Raw genomic sequence first — 16645 nt, forward strand, 5'->3', positions numbered from 1 at the left:
CTCATGTATATGGAAATGGAAGTGTTTGAACATGCCGAGCATCGATCTCAACTCCGACCTGGGGGAAAGCTTCGGGCGATACACGCTCGGGCTTGACGATCAGGTCATCCCGCTGGTTTCCAGCGTCAACGTGGCGTGCGGAATGCACGCCGGCGACCCGGCGGTCATGCGCCGCACCGTCAAGCTCGCCGCCGAGGCGGGCGTGGCCGTGGGCGCCCACCCGGGCTATCCCGACCTGCAGGGTTTCGGCCGCCGCGACATCGCCATGTCGCCCGACGAGGCCTATGACTACATCCTGTATCAGATCGGCGCGCTGCAGGCCTTCTGCCACGCCGCCGGCGCGCGCATGCATCACGTGAAGCCGCACGGCCAGCTGTACAACCGCGCCGCCGTGGACCCGGAGCTTGCCCGCGCCGTGGCCGCCGCCGTGCACGATGCCAACCTGGACCTGGTGCTGGTGGGCCTGGCGAACAGCGAGCTCATCCGCGCAGGCCAGGCGGAGGGCATCCGCACCGCGCAGGAGCTCTTCGCCGACCGCAACTACACCGACGAGGGCCTGCTGGTGTCGCGCAAGCTTCCCAACGCCGTCATCACCGACGAGGACTTCGCCGTGGCGCGCGTGGTGCGCGCCGTGAAGGAAGGCGCCATCGAGTCGGCATCAGGCAAGCTGATCGCCGTGAAGCCCGATACCATCTGCATCCACGGCGACAACGTGCACGCTCTCGAGTTCGCCGGCAAGATCCGCACCGCGCTGACCGAGGCCGGCGTCGAGGTGAAGCCCGTGTAACAACGGCAACGTCGCGCAACGAAGCCGCAGGTCAGTGGCGCAGAGCTGCTGTGACAGCGCGCGACGCTGCGTTGCAGGGCAGCTCCACACGGAGCAGCAGCCGTCTCGCAACGCAGCGCCGCGAGACGGCAACAACGCACAGCATAGCGAAACGCGAAGAGGGCCGGATCGATCCGGCCCTCTTCTTGTATCCCGCCGTCGCCCTACGCAGGTGCGACGGCAGGTTTTCCCGTATCCGACCTTCGCCGGGAACGGCTGCGCTAGCGCTTATCGCGACGACGCATGATGCACAGCGCCACGATGGACGCCGCACCCGCCAGGGCCACTGCCGCAAGCGGCAGGACCAGGGCAAGCTCGTCGTCGCCCGTCTGCGTCAGCACCTTGCCGATCGGCCCGCGCGGCGTGAAAGTCTTGCCGCCAGGCTGCGTGGGCTGCGCGGGCGCCGGAGGCTCGGCGTAGGTGTTCGTGAACGCGAGCACGTCGGCATCGCCCGCCACCGTTGCGTTCAAGTGGCCGAGCCCGTCATCGACTACCGTCACGGTCACCTTGTACGCACGCTTGTCGTACGTCACGTTCGCCTGCGCATCGTCGAGCTCGGTGAGCGCGAACTCGTACGTGCCGGGCTTGTCGAACGTCAGTGCTGGGAAGGCGATCTTGCCATCGGCGGCGTTCTTCGCCTTCAGCTCGGTGCCGTCGGCCGCGGTCAGCACGAACGTGAACTGCCCGTCTTCAAGGTTCTTGCCCACCAGCGTCTTGGAGGCGCCGATGGTCACGGTCGTGGACGTCGCCTGGTAGGCGTTGGCGAAGGTCGCCTCGCGCGCGCCTTCCAGCGCATGGGCCACGCTGAGCGTGCCGTCGCCGTTGTCCTTCACCGTGGTGACCACGGTGTACGTCGCGCCGTCGTACGTCACGCCGTTGGCGACGGTGCCGCCCCCGACCTCGTGCAACGTGTAGCGGTGCGTGCCGGGCTGCGTGTACTTCACCGCGCTCAGCGCCACGCTGCCGTCGGCGGCGTTAACGCCGGTCGCCACCACATCTTCGCCCTCGAGCAGCTCGAACGCGAACTCGCCGGCAGCCATATCGCGACCCGTCAGCGTCTTGGTCATCGTCATCTGATCGGTCACGCTAGAGTTAGCGGGATCCACCGTGTAGGTGTTGGCGAAGGAGAACGCCGGGCTCGTCGCATCGCCCTGGCGCTCGACCGTCAGCTTGCCGACGCCGTCGTCGGTCACCTTGAAGCTGACCGTCTTGGTCGCCGCGGCGTCGTTGGTCACGCCGGGCACGGAACCGCTCTCCGTCACCTTATAGGTGAACACGTGGGAACGCGGCTTGCCGGACTCGGGCTCCGGGTTCGCCGGCTGGTCGGCCGGCTGGTTGCCGGGAGCGACCACGTCGACCGTGCCGCTGGCGGCACCGGGAGCCGCTACGGCGCCCGCACGCTGCTCGTCGCCTGCCGCGAGCTTGTCACCCTCGTCGGCGGCGGGCTTGTCGCCCTCGTCGGCCGCCTGGGCGGAAGCGTTGTCCGCATCCGCGGCGGCCTTGTCAGCGTCGGCAACAGCCTTCGCAGCATCGGCAGCCTGGTCGGCTTCCTTGGCCGGCACTGCCTGATCAGCGGCCTTCGCGGCATCCGCTTCAGCCTTGTCGGCATCCGCGGCGGCCGTCTGGCCGTTCACGCCCAGGGCGCGGTTGAGATCGTCCAACGTGAACTTGATGGAGCCGAAGTCCACGTTGCCGTCCGCCGTGTTCTTGGCGGTGGTGCGATCGGGCATGGGAGCGGCCGCATCGTCGGAGGTCACCGTGAAGGTGAACTTACCCTCGATGGAGGCTGGGTCAAGCCCGGGTGCCGCCTGCAGCATCTTGACGCCGGACAGGCCCACCTGCACCGGACCGCCCGTGGAGTACGTGTTCTCGAACTTCAGGCCATTGCCAAGGTTCGCCGTTGCCGTAAGCGAGCCATCGCCGTTATCGACGACCGTCACCGTGAACGGGATCGGCTGCGTCTGCGGCGTGATGCCCTGGCCAGCCAGGCCGTCGGTCTTCTCGTAAGCCAGGTAGCTCACCGTCCACGAGATGTTCCCTTGTTCGGAGGTCTTGTAAGCGTTGCCGTCCTGCACCAGGCCCTCAAGCATCTCGGTGGTGTAGTGAAGGCCGTCGAACGTCACGGTGCCATCGGCCGCGTTCTTGGCCGTCCGCAGGTCGTCCCCGCCCGTTGCGTACTTCACCGCGAAGATGAACTCACCGGCGGAAAGCGGACGTCCCGTGAGCGCCTTGGTCGCCGTCACCTGAGCGGCCGCACCGCCCGGGTTGTCGGTAGAGGCGGCATACGTGTTGGCGAAGGGAACCACCGCAGGACCTGTGCCGGCAGCAGACGGATCTGCGCCGTACACGTACGTCTTGTCGCCCTTAGGTCCGGCCACCACGGTCTTGACCGTCAACGCGGCCTTCTCCGGGTTGTCCTCGACCGTCACCGTTACCGTGTACTCCGTCGTGTCGTAGGTGTAGCCGTTAACCTTTTCGCCTACCACCTCGACCACCTTATAGGTGTACGTCTTGCCCACGTCGCTCTGACGCAGCACCACGTGCTGCTCGCCCAGCGCGGACTTCACGGCTTGCACGCCATCGGCGGCTGCGGGCATGGCGATCTCGGCGCCTTCCAGCGGCAGGCCCAGCGCATACGCCGACGCCTCGTCGCCAGGGGTCACCTTGATGGTGAACTGACCCTCGGCCATATCGCGGCCGGTCAGGGTCTTGGCCACGTTCAAGCCACCCGCCGCCGTGTAATCGATTTCAGCTGCGTAGCGGTTCACGAACCTGGTGTTCTCCGCAACTGCAGAGGCCTTGAGCATGCCGGAACCGTCATCGGACACCGTCACCTTGATGGTGGCCACGTTGTCGTCGTACTGGACACCCGGCAGCTTATGGCCGTCGGCGGGCACGACCTCGCGCACCTCGTAGGTGAACGTGCGCTTATGGTCGGGCGTATCCTTCAGCATGTCGGACGTGAACTCGATCGTGCCGAATCCGAAGCTCCCCGCGTTCGCCTTGGTCACCGTCGCGCTGGTCACATCGTTGCCCGCGGCATCCTTGGGCAGCGGACCGCCATCGAGCGCCTTCAACTCGAACGTGAACTCGTCGGAGTCAATCCAATCGCGGCCCTCGAGCACCTTGCTCAGACCGGCGGTGGCGGTGTCGTAGCTGGTCGGGGTTGCCTGATAGCCGTTCACGAACGCCACGGTCGCGGAATCGACGACCTTCCCATCCAGCTTGGTGGTCAGCGTCAGATGCTTGTCGGCATCTCCGCTCATGCCCACTGCGATCTCGAGCGTATGCACGCTGTTGTCGTAGGAAATGCCGGGCTTAGCATCGGCGGGCACAACCTCGCGCACTTCGTATGCGAACGTCTTGCCGACATCGGCCTGCGTGAACGCGACGCCGTTCATCTTCGCCATCTCGCACGCGACGCCATCGGCACGCGCAGCGCTGGTGAAGCTGCGGTCGGAATCTGCCAAGCGGGCTTCGGCATCTTCCGCAGACACGGTATCGGATTTCACGCCATGGATGCTGAAGGAGAACTCATCGGCTGCCATATCGCGGCCGTTCAGCGTCTTCTGGACGGTGATGCCGGAGAACTGCGCATTCTGCTCGTACTTGTTCTCGAACTTCGCCGGCCCGTTGTTGTAGCTTACCGCGGCGACCAGCTTGCCCGTATGGCCATCGGTCACCTCGACCGTTACCTTGTGCACATGGCGATCGAACACGATGCCGCCGGTTGCGGTGCCCGCTGCATCAAGATCGTTGCCGCAGTACTTATCCTCCTGCACCGCGAACGAATACGTGCCGGGCTTCTTGAACGTCATCTCGCCAAAGGAGAACCTAGTCTCATCGCCCGCCTTCGCGCCGCTCACCACGGCTTCTTCGGCACCCTTCGGAATGACGATGCTGCCGTCTTCAACGGCCTCCTGCGTAGCCTTATCCGCCGCGCTCAATTTGAAGCCGAACGTCTCGCCTTCCGCCATATCGCGGCCGGTCAGCACCTTGGTGCCGTGAATCGCCGTATCGCCCTTGAGCTTAGCGGAATCGGGTTTGTACGAGTTATCGAAACTGAACATGGCGCCGGTAATCGGCTCTTCGCTATTGTTCTTGTAGTACTTGGCGCTCAATTCAAGCGTGCCACCAACGTCCGCGATGGTCACCTTCACGGTCCACACCGTCTGGTCGTACACCATGCCGGCCGGGTCGAAGGTCTTGTCCGCCAGGACATCTCGCACGGCACGCCACGTATCGCCGACCTTGACCACCTCGACGATCTTGTACTCGAAGGTGGCGTCGAGCGTTTCGGGATCGAGATTCCCGAACGTGAACGTCGCCTGCGGGAACGCGATGCCGCCGCCTGCCTCGACCGCGGTCAGGGCGCCATACCACATCTTGCCGCCCCACTCGTGATCGACACGCATCGCGCCTTCGCCTTGGGGCAACGGCGCATCAGGGTTGTCCGTGCAGGCGATCACGTGGAACATGCCCGGCTTAAGGGGGTTCTCGCCTGTCGCATCCGTATACGTCTTCGTGCCGCTGGGAGTCCACTTCACCTCAGAGGTGTTGTACTCGTTCACGAACTTCGCCGTATCGTCCTCGATGGGCTGCGGCTTCTCATATTTCACGCCGTCATCGCCTACCAGCTTCGTCATCTTAGACTCCACCGTCAGCGTACCATTGTGGTCCTTGTCGGTTACCGTCACGACGACCTGGTACAACGCCTGGGATGCGCTCACGCCGGGATTCAAAGTGCTGAGCGCCTCGGACTCCCAAATCTCATACGTGTACGTGCCCGGCTTCGTGTAGCTGATGTCCTGGAACTGGAAGTGCACCTTTGTATCAGCTGGAGTGCCATACGGCTGCGTTACCTTGACACGCGTCTCGCCCAGGGTGTCGGTCGGCGGCATCGGCGCCTCAACGGACGTGTCGGCATCCTTCAGAATGAACGTGAACTCGTCGGTTTCAAGCCAAGCGCGTCCGGTCAGCACCTTCTCGCCCTTGAGGTACGTCTCGCCATCCAGCGTGCCGGATGCGGCGTACGTGTTCTTGTACGTTACCGCGCTCGTTTCCCCGGCAGCAATCTGACCCTCCGCATCGGCGGCCTCTGCGGTGAAGCCGTCGCGTGGCGTCTCGCTTACCTTATAGTCCCAGCCTGCGGAAAGCCCGTACACATACAGGGTCTCGCCCGGCTTCAGGGAATGCTTCGCCTCGCCGTTCTGTCCGAACGCCAGCACGAACTTATCACCTTGCTGCTCGCCGTTCGCGTTCTTCACCACGGCGTTAAAGCTCTTGCCGGCGGCATCTTGCATGGCGATAGTAAACTCGAAGGATTCGTCCGCGAAATCAGCCGCGTTGTACCCGTCGGGCAGCTGCAGCTGCTTCGCCACCGTCAGCGTGCCGGGCACATCGACGCTCAGCTTGCCGTTATTGCCCAGATAAGCGTTGATAAGCGTTTGTGCGGAGGACTGCTCAATGCCGCTCCACTTCGGGTTCAGAACGTCCGCGGCCGTGTCTGTGCGGTTCTCTTCCTTGACCTTGTGCAGTTCATTGATGTAGGTCAAACGCGGCGTGCCGGACTTGAAGTAGCAGGCGCCCGTGGAATCCTTGCCGACGGAGCCCTCGACCTTCTCAGCGGCGTCGCCCGGGAAGGACACATGCTCGGTCTTCGCAACGGGTTTGCCGCCGTCCATGGCGTAGTAGCTGTGCTTGTAGTAGTACGTAGAGCCTTTCTCTACCGACTTCGCAGGAATAGTGCACGCCTCATCGGTGTAGATAGGCGTGTCCTGCGTGAAGTAATAGTAGCTATTGCCCGCTGCCGGCTCGAACGTGGCGACCACGTCGCCCGTTTCCTTGCCGGTCCACTTGTTGGCATAGAAGTTCACCTTGCCCGTTGCGGGGTCGGTGTTCTTCTCCATATATGCCTTCATGGCGTCATCGGGGCTCTCCAGCAAATCGAGCGCCGCCGGCTTCACGCCGGAGGAGTACAGCACCGAGATCGGCGTGGTGTTCGAGACGCTCATGGTATCCTTCGCCAGATCGATTGCGAAGTTGCGCAGCGGGATCAAGGACGCGGGCACCTTCACCTGCACCTTGTCGCCCACCGCAGCATCGTCCGAACGCGTGACGGTGATCACGACGTCCTTCAGGTCGGCAGCAGCCAGGCCGGAATGCACGTCGCCGCTGAAATGGTACGTGTCGACGCTTCCGTCCGTGGTCTTGTCCGTGGTCTTGGACTTGCAGCCGTACACCGTTCCGTTGTACACGAGCTTGGACAGGTCGGTGACCTGCATGTAATCGCCCAGCTGATCATCAAAGGTGATGTAGCCGGTCTCGTGCTCGAAGCCTTCGCTCGTCTCCGTCGGATAGCCGGCGCCCGTCGAGATCTCCTTGGAGATGTCGTCGAACACGCGCTTCAACTCGTCGGCGTTGGTCGCGCTCTTGTAGAACGCGGCGTCTTTGCCGTCGGAGCCCTTCGCGCGGTCGCCGAAGCTCCATTTGTATTCGCCCGACAACCAACTCGTTTTCTCATATGAATACGTCGCAGACGGGTAGTTGCTCGACACGGCATGCATGAACTTGTTCTCATTGGAAACGTCATCGGGATCAGGATAATTGGCCGGATCTGCGCCCTCGAAGATGCCGATGGAGTACACCGCAGCACCCGCATCCTTCATATCCTTAGCGTGCCCAACGGCGCTCGAGGCGACCTCCGGAGAGAAATTGCTCTGGGTCGTTGGCGTGCCGTCGGTAAAGAAGATGACGACCTTCTTGGCATCGGAACGACCAGAAGCCTGACCCTTAGCAAGCTCCAAGCCTGCGGCGGCATTCGTTGCGCCGGCGGGTTCGATGGCGTTCACCTGGGACGAGAAGGCGCCTTTCGTATCACTGGTGCACGGAGCCAGCGTCTTCATCACCTGGCTATAGTTGTACCGATACCCGCCATCGCGATACGTGTCGTTGCCTACCTTGTTGGTCTTGCTTCCGGCGAACTTCACGATAGCGACCTGATGCTGCTTGGCGGCATCCTTGACCGTCGCATTCTGCTTGGCTATCTCATCGATGAACGAGTTCGCTGCGCTCTTGAGCGCAGTGATGCGCTTTGTGTCATCGCCGCCGCCCATGGCGTTATCCATCGACCCGGATGCGTCGAGCACCAGAACGATATCGAGCGGCGTGGTCGCCGTATCGGACAGGTTAGAGGTGGACGACAACGCCGTGAGCGCGGTCAGGAAATCCGCGCCATTCTCTTTTGATATGGTGACGCCGTTCTTGCTGATCTCGCCATCTGACACGGTCTTGTCGGTCCAGATACGCCCGACGCTCGACGTGTCGCTCTTGATAAGCCCCGACCAATCCCAAATGGTCGAGGGGTCCGTGACGGCGGTCTTGTTACCGCTGTACGTTGCCGCCGACGAGTCTTCCGCGAACGCCGCGCCGCCGAACAGCGGCGACAACGCAAGCACCAGCACGGCGGCTAACGCTGCCTTGAAACGCTTCGTCGATTTCATGTCCTCGCCTCCTTCCACCGCATCGCGGCTTTCCGTATCCCCTTGCGCTTGCATACGCGCGCACTCGGGCTTTTCCGGCACCCTGACGTCTTCATGGGCCGCTCCTTCCCGCACAATCCTCCCATGCCATCGCGCCCGCCGATGATCGGCATCCCCTGCCGATCGCCGAACGCGCGCACAGCCCGTAACCGCGCATCGCGCCAGCAGTGCAAGCGGTATCGAGCCGCTGCACCTCCTGCAAACATCATTGCCAAAGGGGGTACGCGGAACCACGCCGTATTTACGAACGCGAGACTTAGACGATTTGTTTTCGCAGATAGACGGATGGGCGTCAGGGGGTCGTATAAACGACCCCCTGGACAAAATGGCCAAGCTACGGACGCTCCCCGAGAAACTCGCGGCCAAAGTTAACCCCTTCGGAAAAATTGAAAAACGATGGCAACGCGACACGGGATACAATGAAGAAAAGGGGGCGGACACACCTGGAAGGAGGGGCGCGATGGGCGACGCGAAACGTGAAAATAGACTGCTGTTTTGCGCACTTGCGTTGTTCTTCTTCGTGTTCCTTGAGTCGACGCTGTTCTTCCAAGCCAACCTAGCTCAACACGGAGGGCACGGTCCCTTCCTCTCGCAGCTCCCCATCCAAGGCGCCAGCACCCTGGGCCTGCTGGCCTTTCCCCTCAAGAACCGTCTTGTCGGCGAAAAAGGCCGACCGGTGTTCATGGGAACCGTCACCGTCCTTGGGGTCGCGTGCCTTGTCGGCGTCGCTTTCGCATCCTCGCCGCTGGCGATCGCGTGCACGGGTGCGGGTGGGTTCTTCCTTATCGGGCTCGCCGGCGCCACCGCGTACTGGGCAACGTGCGCAAGGTCGCGCAGCATCGCGCGATTCGCAACGCTGATCGGGGGCAGCCACGCGCTCGGCGTGCTCGCGCAGATCCCCTTGCTCGAATTCACGTCGAATCATCTGATCGAGGCCGCCGTGCTTTCCGCGGGCATCATCGCCCTGGGTGCGATCAATGCGCGCATATGGCCGCCCCGATGCGCGCTCGCGGACTTTTCCGCACAGCGGGAACAACGCGGGGGAAATCACCTCGAATGCAGCGAGCTCGCCGGATGGCGCCTCGACCATATGACCCCTCGCACCGCCGTCATCGTGATCTTCGCCTTGGTGCTGCTGTTCTCCGTGCTGTTCAACACGCTCTACACCTTTATAGACATCGACTCGCCCTGGACCAGCCAATACACCAACGTGACGCCCCGCATCCTGATGGCCATCGGAGGCTTTGCCGGCGGCGTGCTGTTCGACATGCACCGGGCGCGTTACCTGGGCATCGTCATGTTCTGGATGATGCTGCTCTCGGTCGGTGCGATGCTCGGGGTTGAGGCAGGCGGGCCGTACGTCATCGGGGAAGTCGTCTACTTCCTGGGCGCAGGCGTGTTCATGACGTTCTACACCACGGTGTTCATCTGGATAGCGCAGTTCCTGCGCGCCCCCGACCTATGGTGCAGCATGGGGCGGGCGCTCAACAACGTGACCGCCATCGCAATCGGCGCACCCGCGCTGCTGGTAATCGATTTGACGAGCCCCGTGGCCGTAGTCGTGCTCCTGATTCCCCTGATCATCGGCATCAACGCGCTGCTCTTCGTCGCCGGCATGCTGGACCTGCATCCACGCCCGAGGGGCGACGAAGCCGCAGGGTGTGTTGGGCAGCAAGCCGGCGTGCCTGGCTCCGCAGGCAATTTCACGCCTGGTCAAGCGGAGGTCAGCGAACACGCGCCTGCTGCCGACAACGCCACGCCCGACCCCGATGGCAGCAACGCATCTGCTCAAAGAGCAGCTAACGGGCTCCCGGAGACCACGGAACGCCCGGCACCCAGCACCGCGCCTTCCGCAGACGACGCCGCCATCGACCCCGAAACCCACCTTGCGGATTTCGCCGGCCGCTTCTCGCTCACGCCGCGCGAGACCGAGGTACTTGCCGCCGTCACCGCCGACGAGCGCCCGCTCAAGCGTGTGGCCGCGGACATGGGCATCTCCCTGCGCGTGCTCCAGCGGCACCTGACCTCGCTCTACCAGAAGACCGGCACGCAATCCCGCGTCGGCCTCACGAAGCTTTTCTGGGAGCAGCCCCCCCCCCCGCCACGCCCCGCGCGCAATATCGCACGCCGTAGGAGAGTCCCGAGGAGGCTACGCTACCAACCGGCAAACCCCGCGAAACCGTTCACCCGCTTCCCCATTGTGAGCTGCCCCCTTCGCCCCATACGCCCCGTAACGCAAAACCCCCGCCGCAACCAAGGCTGCGACGGGGTTTTGGATCTCAGAAGGCGCAGGGTCGCGTGGCCTTCCCTTTAGCGAAGCACCGGCTTACGCGGCGTTACGCTTGGCGGTTGCCACGATGGTCTTCACTCCCTTGACGGCCAGCACCACGGCCAACACGAACAGCAGCACGGCCAGCAATGCCTGCACGGCGGGGGCGAAGGTGTCGCCGCCCTTCATGATGAGCAGGGTCTTCTGGTAGAACGTGATGCCCAGCGACGTGAGCGTGGCGGCCAGCATGAAGCCCATGGGCACGAAGAACATCTTGTTGTTGCGGCCCGCGTTGCCCAGCCATGCGCACACGGCCAGCAGCGCCAGGGCGGCCAGTAGCTGGTTGGCAGCGCCGAACAGCGGCCAGATGATGGTGTAGCCGGTCATGCCCAGGAACACGCCGATGACCACGGTGACGATGGTGGCGACATAGGGGTTCGCCATGACCTTGCGCACGCCCGTCAGATCCTCGTGCTTCACGTCGACGGGGGTCCACAGTTCCTGGAACATGTAGCGGGCCAGGCGGGTGGCGGTGTCGAGCGAGGTCAGACAGAACGCGGAAACGGCCAGGATGAGCAGCGCATATGCCAAGCCCTGCACATCGGCCAGGCCGGGGATGCATGCGAGCATCTGGGACAGGCCGTCGGCGAAGACGGCGGTCGGGGAGGCGTAGCCGCCCGCGGCGTACTTGCTCCACACGAAGCCGACGGCGCACAGCGAGATGGCTGCCAGCAGACACTCGATGAGCATGCCGCCGTAGCCGATGGGCTGCGCTTCCGCTTCCCTGTCCAGCTGCTTGGACGTGGTGCCGGAGGCGACCAGGCTATGGAAGCCGGAGATGGCGCCGCAGGCGATGGTGATGAACAGCGCCGGGAACAGGAAGCCCGAAGCGGCGGCCTTGTTCGTAATGGCCTTGCCGGCCTGGTCGACGAGGGCCTGGCCCGTGGAGGCATCGAACGCGGCGTTCGTGGCGACGAAGCCGGTGAACGCGGGGATCTGCAGGTTCGTGGCAGCACCCGTGAGAGATGCGCCCACGATGCCGATGACGGCCAGCAAGATCATGCCGTACAGCAGGTAGCTGGACAGGTAGTCGCGAGGCTGCAGCAGGATCCACACAGGGGCGACCGACGCGATCAGGATGTACACGCCCAGAATGATCATCCACGTGTTGTAATCCAGCGACAGGGAGATGCCCATGAGCGGCAGGTTGTAGCCGATGGCCACCATGATGACGATCAGCACGATGGCGGAGGCGATGTTCACCGGGCCGGGGATGTTGCGGCCGCGCGTGAGGATGCCGTAGACGACGGCGACGCCGATGAAGATCACCGAGATCATGGCCGTCTGCTGGTTGGCCAGGTTCGTGGCCGCCTTCGTGCCGTCCAGGTCGGGCACCACGGCGAACGTGTTCGCCACGATGGAGGCGAATGCGGCCACCACCAGCAGCAACGTCAGGTATGCGAAGATGCAGAACAGCTTCTTCGCCGTGTTGTCGATGTTCTCGGCGACCACGACCGCCAGCGTCTGGCCCTTATGGCGCAGCGACGCGAACAAGCTGCCGAAGTCGTGCATGGCGCCGAAGAAGATGCCGCCAATGAGCACCCACAACAGCACGGGCACCCAGCCGAACACGGCCGCCTGGATGGGGCCGTTGATGGGGCCGGCGCCGGCGATGGACGAGAAATGATGACCCAGCACCACGTACGGTGGCGCGGGAACGTAGTCCACGCCGTCTTCCAGTTCGTGCGCCGGAGTCGGATTCTTAGGATCGACCCCCCATTGCTTCGCCAGCCATCCGCCATAGAAGATATAGCCGATGACCAAGACGACCGCAGCAACAAGGAGGATAAGCAATGCGTTCATGGAACCCTCTTCTGTTTTGCGTTTCCGTTGCTAGGAACGCGGCAGCAGGTTTGCCTCCAACGTGGTTTTCAGCTGCTTGCCCGCCGCGTTCGTTATCACGCGGTTCGCAGAGAGGTCGGCGATGGCCACCCGAAGGTCGGCCCAGCCGCGGATACCCAGGGCGAAGTTCTTGCGGAAGCGCGTTTTGCGCACCGCCTTCGCCGCTTCCTGGGTGCAGGAATCCGCAACGATCACCAGGGATATGGCCGAGGACATATGGTTCGGCTTGGGAACCACCTTTTTGAGCCCATCATGTTCCATGAACGACACAAGATCGCGCACCTGAGTTTCGTCCAGGGCATCGGCGAGAACGAAGAACAGATACTCATGCGTGTCGACTTCCCATAGCTTCGCGCTTTTGACCAGCACGTACTTTTCGCCATAGGAATGGAACTCGGCATACCCGGGGAAGATGCGGCCGGCGTACTCGTATCCCCGTCGCACATCGAACCATTGCTCGTGTGCAGCGAGAATGCGCTTCAGCATCAAGTGTTTTTCGTCCTTTGCCCGGGAGGGTTGCTCCTCGGACCGAAGGGCTGGCTCCCCAACGCGCACGGCGGCCTGTTCCTCCGCCTTGCACCTGGATTTTCCCGAAGCATCCGTCTGTTCGACTGGATGGCCGGTGCCTTTGACACTTGCCTGAATAGCCGTTCGATCGCTCAAAAACCCGCAAACTCCTTCAGCATCTTGCCTAGCTCCGCGTCTTGCGTGCTTTTTCATTGTAGTGCTTTAGTAGGATTTCAAAGACCGAAAAGGTACACATTTTCCAAAATAATGATGAAAAGCATTCATGGCAAACATTGGAAATCGAAGTGTTTTGCGCATATGCACAAAACCCGGTGAACGCAAAAAGCCCGGAAGGCGAACCTTCCGGGCTTTTGGTTATCCGTTGTCGGGGACCAACGGCCCACCTGCCCGCAAGCCGTGCCGATTCGGCAGGGACGCTTGCAGCAACGTTATCGGTTTTGCCTTCGATTAGGCTGGACTGTTAGTCCTCCCAAGCGAAGTCGGCCTCACCGTTGAACACCTTCAGGGCGTCGGCAACGGTGTAGTCGGCCAGCGTGATGGCGCTGATGGCCTTAGTCAGGCGGACAGCCTCGTCCAGGCTGCGCTGGTGGATGTTGCGGCCGGTGGCGTTGCCGTCTGCGCCGCCCACGTGGATCTGGTCGTGCAGCTGGGTCAGGAACGTCTCGGCGTCAACGGTGGAACCGCCGGCGCAAACCAGGCCGGTGCGGCCTGCGGCCATGGAGGCGACCTTCAGAGCCTCGGCGGCCGTGCGCTTGTCGTCGCCCTCGGGCTTGGGCGGGTTGACCTTCACGAAGTCGGCACCCAGGCATAGCGCGACGCCGGCGGCGCCGGCGATCAGGTCCGGATCCTTCTCAGCGGTGACAGCCTTGCCGCGCGGGTAGATCCACAGCACGACCAACAGGCCGTTGGCATGGGCGGCGGCGATGAGCTCGCCGGCCTCGGCCAGCATGGTGGACTCGTACTCGCTGCCCAGGTAGATGGTGTAGCCCAGGCCCACGATGTTCACGCCGTTGTCGCGCATGGCGAGCACGGCCTCCAGGTCGTACAGCTGCGGGCTGTACGGATCTTCCTGAGCGGTCTTGACCAGGTTGGTCTTGGAGTTCATCTTCACCAGGTAGTTGATGTTGGGGTAGTCGGCGGCATACTGCGCGATAAGACCACGCTGGCCAGCCAAAACGCCGCACACGCCCTGATCGCCGATCTTGAAGAGATGCTCCGGCTCGGCATCGGCGATGTCGATGCCCTCGCCGTAGAAGTCCTTGTTCAGGTGCTCAACCTTCTGGTCGCACGCGAACAGCATGAGACGGCCCGTGCCACGGGTTGCCTTCATGTAGTTGTCGACGTACGTCTCGCGGACGTCTGCCAGGACGTCGGCAGGTACCTTCACCTGGTCGCGAGTGATCTTGGGCATGATGTTCCTCCTTATAGGATGCAAGTTCCAAGAAAAACGGCGCAGCACGCGCCGCATGTCTGGGTTCATTTTAACGAAGCGGCAACCCCGCCGCGCCTATCCACGGAAAAAAGCCGCGACCAACCCGGCAAGCCACCACTCGCCGGACCTTTCCCACCGCTGAGGACGCCAGGCGCAAGGAGCGTTCGCCATAGCACCTCCCCCAGTGACCTCGGGGACGGAAAGCGAAAACCTCAGGGATGCCAACAAAGTCAGCGAGGGGCCCCGTGGTGCGTCATATCGCCTTGAAGCAAGCAAGCATTGGCCTTCGGGCCATGCTTGTGCAGCTGAAAGGCTAGATGGCGTGCCACGGGGCCCCGCAGCGTCGAGTCAATCCGCTTGCCGGCAGGTAAGCGGAACGGTTGGCGAGACAGCGTGCCGCAGGGACCCGCAGCGTCGAGTAAGTCCGCTTGCCGACAGGCAAGCGGAACGGTTAAAACCATTCTCGTTTGTTGATGACGTACATCTGCTCGAATTCGGTTTGGGACTTCGAGAGATAGAAAATGCCCTCGACGATGGCGATGACCCAAATAGCCCATGACGCCACCGACAGCGTGAGGATGCCGCCGAGGATGGACGTGCCCAGCATGATGAAGCCCGAGGTGTTGTAGCCCAAGTAGAACTTGTGCACGCCGAGCCAGCCCAGGAACAGCGCGAGCAAGCCTGCCGCCACATGGTCCTTTTCGCCGACCGCGGGCGCGACGTAGGGCTGTTGGTACCCGTATTGCGCCTGCTGACCGTACGGGTTCTGCGGCGGCACGGACCCGTAGCCCGGCTGCGCCCCATACGGCTGCTGGGTCGCCTGCGCTTGCGGCTGAGGTTGCGCGTACGGCGACCCTTGCTGCGGCGCGGCGTACGGCTGGGCCGGCTGCTGGGCGCCGGGTTGCTGCACGTAGGGCTGGCCCTGCGCCTGTTGCGCATCGGGCTGCCAGGCAGCAGTCGGTTGAGTCGGCTGCTGGGACTGCGGTTGCGAGCCAAACGATGCCGGCTGAGCCGGCTGAGCGGCATACGACACCTGCTGCGCCTGAGCATACGGCTGCGGCTGCGATTGCGCCCCCTGCGAATCAACGGGCGCGTCCGCAGGCTGCGCGTATGGCTGCGGTTGTTCGGACGTCATGCGCAGACGTGCTGCGTCGAGACGTTCCTGCGCGGCCTTCAGCTCCGCCTCGGCGGCGGCCAGCTCGTCGGCTGCGCTGCGTTCGTTCATCGGATCCATAGCGTTTCCCTTACCTTTTCTTTCCCAACTTCTCGACCACGCCCATCAGCTGCTCGCGGAAAATCACGCACACCACCGCGACCACGGCCAGCACCGCGAGTATGACGATGCTCTGCCACACGTTTCCATCTACCAGGCCGCTTGCCGCGTACGTGGACACCAAGATGCCCGGGATGCGGCCGATGTTGGACAGCAGCAGGAACGTGCGCATGCGCATATCGGTCAACGGCACCAGGTACGTGAAGATGTCCTTCGGCATGCCGGGAATGAGGAACAGCACGAACACGATGAGCTCCAGCTTGCCGGACCGCTCGAAACGATCGAACTTATCCATCCACTTCTCGGACACCATATCCTTCACGAACGGCGCGCCCAGGCGATGCACCACCATGAACACAAACGCGCTCGACAAGATGCTGCCCAACAAGATGACTAAGCCGCCGATCCAGGGACCGTAGAGCATGCCGGCGGCCATCTGCGTGGCCTCGCCGGGGATGAACGCCACCACGATCTGCAGAAACTGCAGCGCAAACAGGATGAGGAATCCCATGGGGCCGGCGTTGCGCACGCTATCGATGACCTGGTCGATGCCGCCGGGCTCGAACATCATGTGGATGTAGGGCCACACCAACCAGCTGACCAGGCTTACGATGCCGACGAACGCCGCCAGGCCCACGATCTTGAAGATATCGCCGCGGCGCACAGGCTTGCCGCGCACCTGCGTTTCCTCGTTGGCTTTCTGTTGCAGCTCTTCCTTGCGCTCATGCGCGCGCTCGCGAAGGCCCTGATGCTGCCTTTGCTCGCGCTTCTTCTTACGGGCCGCCTTGTTCTTGCGCTTGACGGCGCCCCTTTTGCGAGTGTTCGATTGAGCTCTTGCTTCCTTGCGCTTCAATTAGCCCACTTCGCTTTCCGG

8 protein-coding genes are annotated in these 16645 nt (G+C 63.1%); 2 read left to right on the top strand and 6 right to left on the bottom strand.

The window, feature by feature from the left end:
• The first annotated feature begins 31 nt into the window (after positions 1-31).
• Positions 32-787 carry a LamB/YcsF family protein gene (locus DW178_RS01450; RefSeq protein WP_118349360.1) on the top strand — a complete coding sequence of 252 codons (756 nt, stop codon included), beginning with the start codon at positions 32-34 and terminating at the stop codon, positions 785-787.
• 260 nt (positions 788-1047) lie between these two features.
• Here the strand turns inward: DW178_RS01450 and DW178_RS01455 are convergent, their stop codons facing one another.
• Positions 1048-8328: a Spy0128 family protein gene (locus DW178_RS01455; RefSeq protein WP_158573957.1), complete on the bottom strand. Its 7281-nt coding sequence runs from the start codon at positions 8326-8328 to the stop codon at positions 1048-1050.
• Positions 8329-8827: 499 nt separating this feature from the next.
• Here DW178_RS01455 and DW178_RS01460 point away from each other — a divergent pair, with 499 nt between their 5' ends.
• Positions 8828-10681, top strand: a complete 1854-nt coding sequence (locus DW178_RS01460) for a LuxR C-terminal-related transcriptional regulator (protein ID WP_158573959.1) — start codon at positions 8828-8830, stop codon at positions 10679-10681.
• A 12-nt stretch (positions 10682-10693) separates the two neighbouring features.
• On the opposite strand, the gene DW178_RS01465 is transcribed toward DW178_RS01460, so the two are convergent.
• From DW178_RS01465 to DW178_RS01485, 5 genes are all read right to left on the bottom strand, one after another.
• Positions 10694-12499: a carbon starvation CstA family protein gene (locus DW178_RS01465; protein ID WP_118349363.1), complete on the bottom strand. Its 1806-nt coding sequence runs from the start codon at positions 12497-12499 to the stop codon at positions 10694-10696.
• A gap of 30 nt (positions 12500-12529) precedes the next feature.
• Complete coding sequence (locus tag DW178_RS01470) at positions 12530-13024, bottom strand: DUF8052 family protein (RefSeq protein ID WP_118349364.1); 495 nt, start codon at positions 13022-13024, stop codon at positions 12530-12532.
• 502 nt (positions 13025-13526) lie between these two features.
• A complete protein-coding gene (locus DW178_RS01475; protein WP_042432161.1) occupies positions 13527-14477 on the bottom strand; it encodes a beta/alpha barrel domain-containing protein in 951 nt (316 codons plus the stop codon).
• A 472-nt stretch (positions 14478-14949) separates the two neighbouring features.
• The gene (locus tag DW178_RS01480; RefSeq protein ID WP_118349365.1) at positions 14950-15732 is read right to left on the bottom strand and encodes a TM2 domain-containing protein; all 783 of its coding nucleotides are present in this window, start codon (positions 15730-15732) and stop codon (positions 14950-14952) included.
• A 10-nt stretch (positions 15733-15742) separates the two neighbouring features.
• Positions 15743-16624, bottom strand: coding sequence for a TVP38/TMEM64 family protein (locus DW178_RS01485; RefSeq protein WP_286168449.1), 882 nt, complete (start codon positions 16622-16624; stop codon positions 15743-15745).
• Positions 16625-16645: the final 21 nt, after the last annotated feature.

This window comes from Eggerthella sp. AM16-19, from assembly GCF_003474385.1.
GTDB lineage: Bacteria > Actinomycetota > Coriobacteriia > Coriobacteriales > Eggerthellaceae > Senegalimassilia.

Bases quoted from the DNA above. Each gene is read 5' to 3' on its own strand.
- DW178_RS01450 (WP_118349360.1), top strand. From the start codon at position 32: ATGCCGAGCATCGATCTCAACTCCGACCTGGGGGAAAGCTTCGGGCGA.
- DW178_RS01455 (WP_158573957.1), bottom strand. From the start codon at position 8,328: ATGAAATCGACGAAGCGTTTCAAGGCAGCGTTAGCCGCCGTGCTGGTG.
- DW178_RS01460 (WP_158573959.1), top strand. From the start codon at position 8,828: ATGGGCGACGCGAAACGTGAAAATAGACTGCTGTTTTGCGCACTTGCG.
- DW178_RS01465 (WP_118349363.1), bottom strand. From the start codon at position 12,499: ATGAACGCATTGCTTATCCTCCTTGTTGCTGCGGTCGTCTTGGTCATC.
- DW178_RS01470 (WP_118349364.1), bottom strand. From the start codon at position 13,024: ATGCTGAAGCGCATTCTCGCTGCACACGAGCAATGGTTCGATGTGCGA.
- DW178_RS01475 (WP_042432161.1), bottom strand. From the start codon at position 14,477: ATGCCCAAGATCACTCGCGACCAGGTGAAGGTACCTGCCGACGTCCTG.
- DW178_RS01480 (WP_118349365.1), bottom strand. From the start codon at position 15,732: ATGGATCCGATGAACGAACGCAGCGCAGCCGACGAGCTGGCCGCCGCC.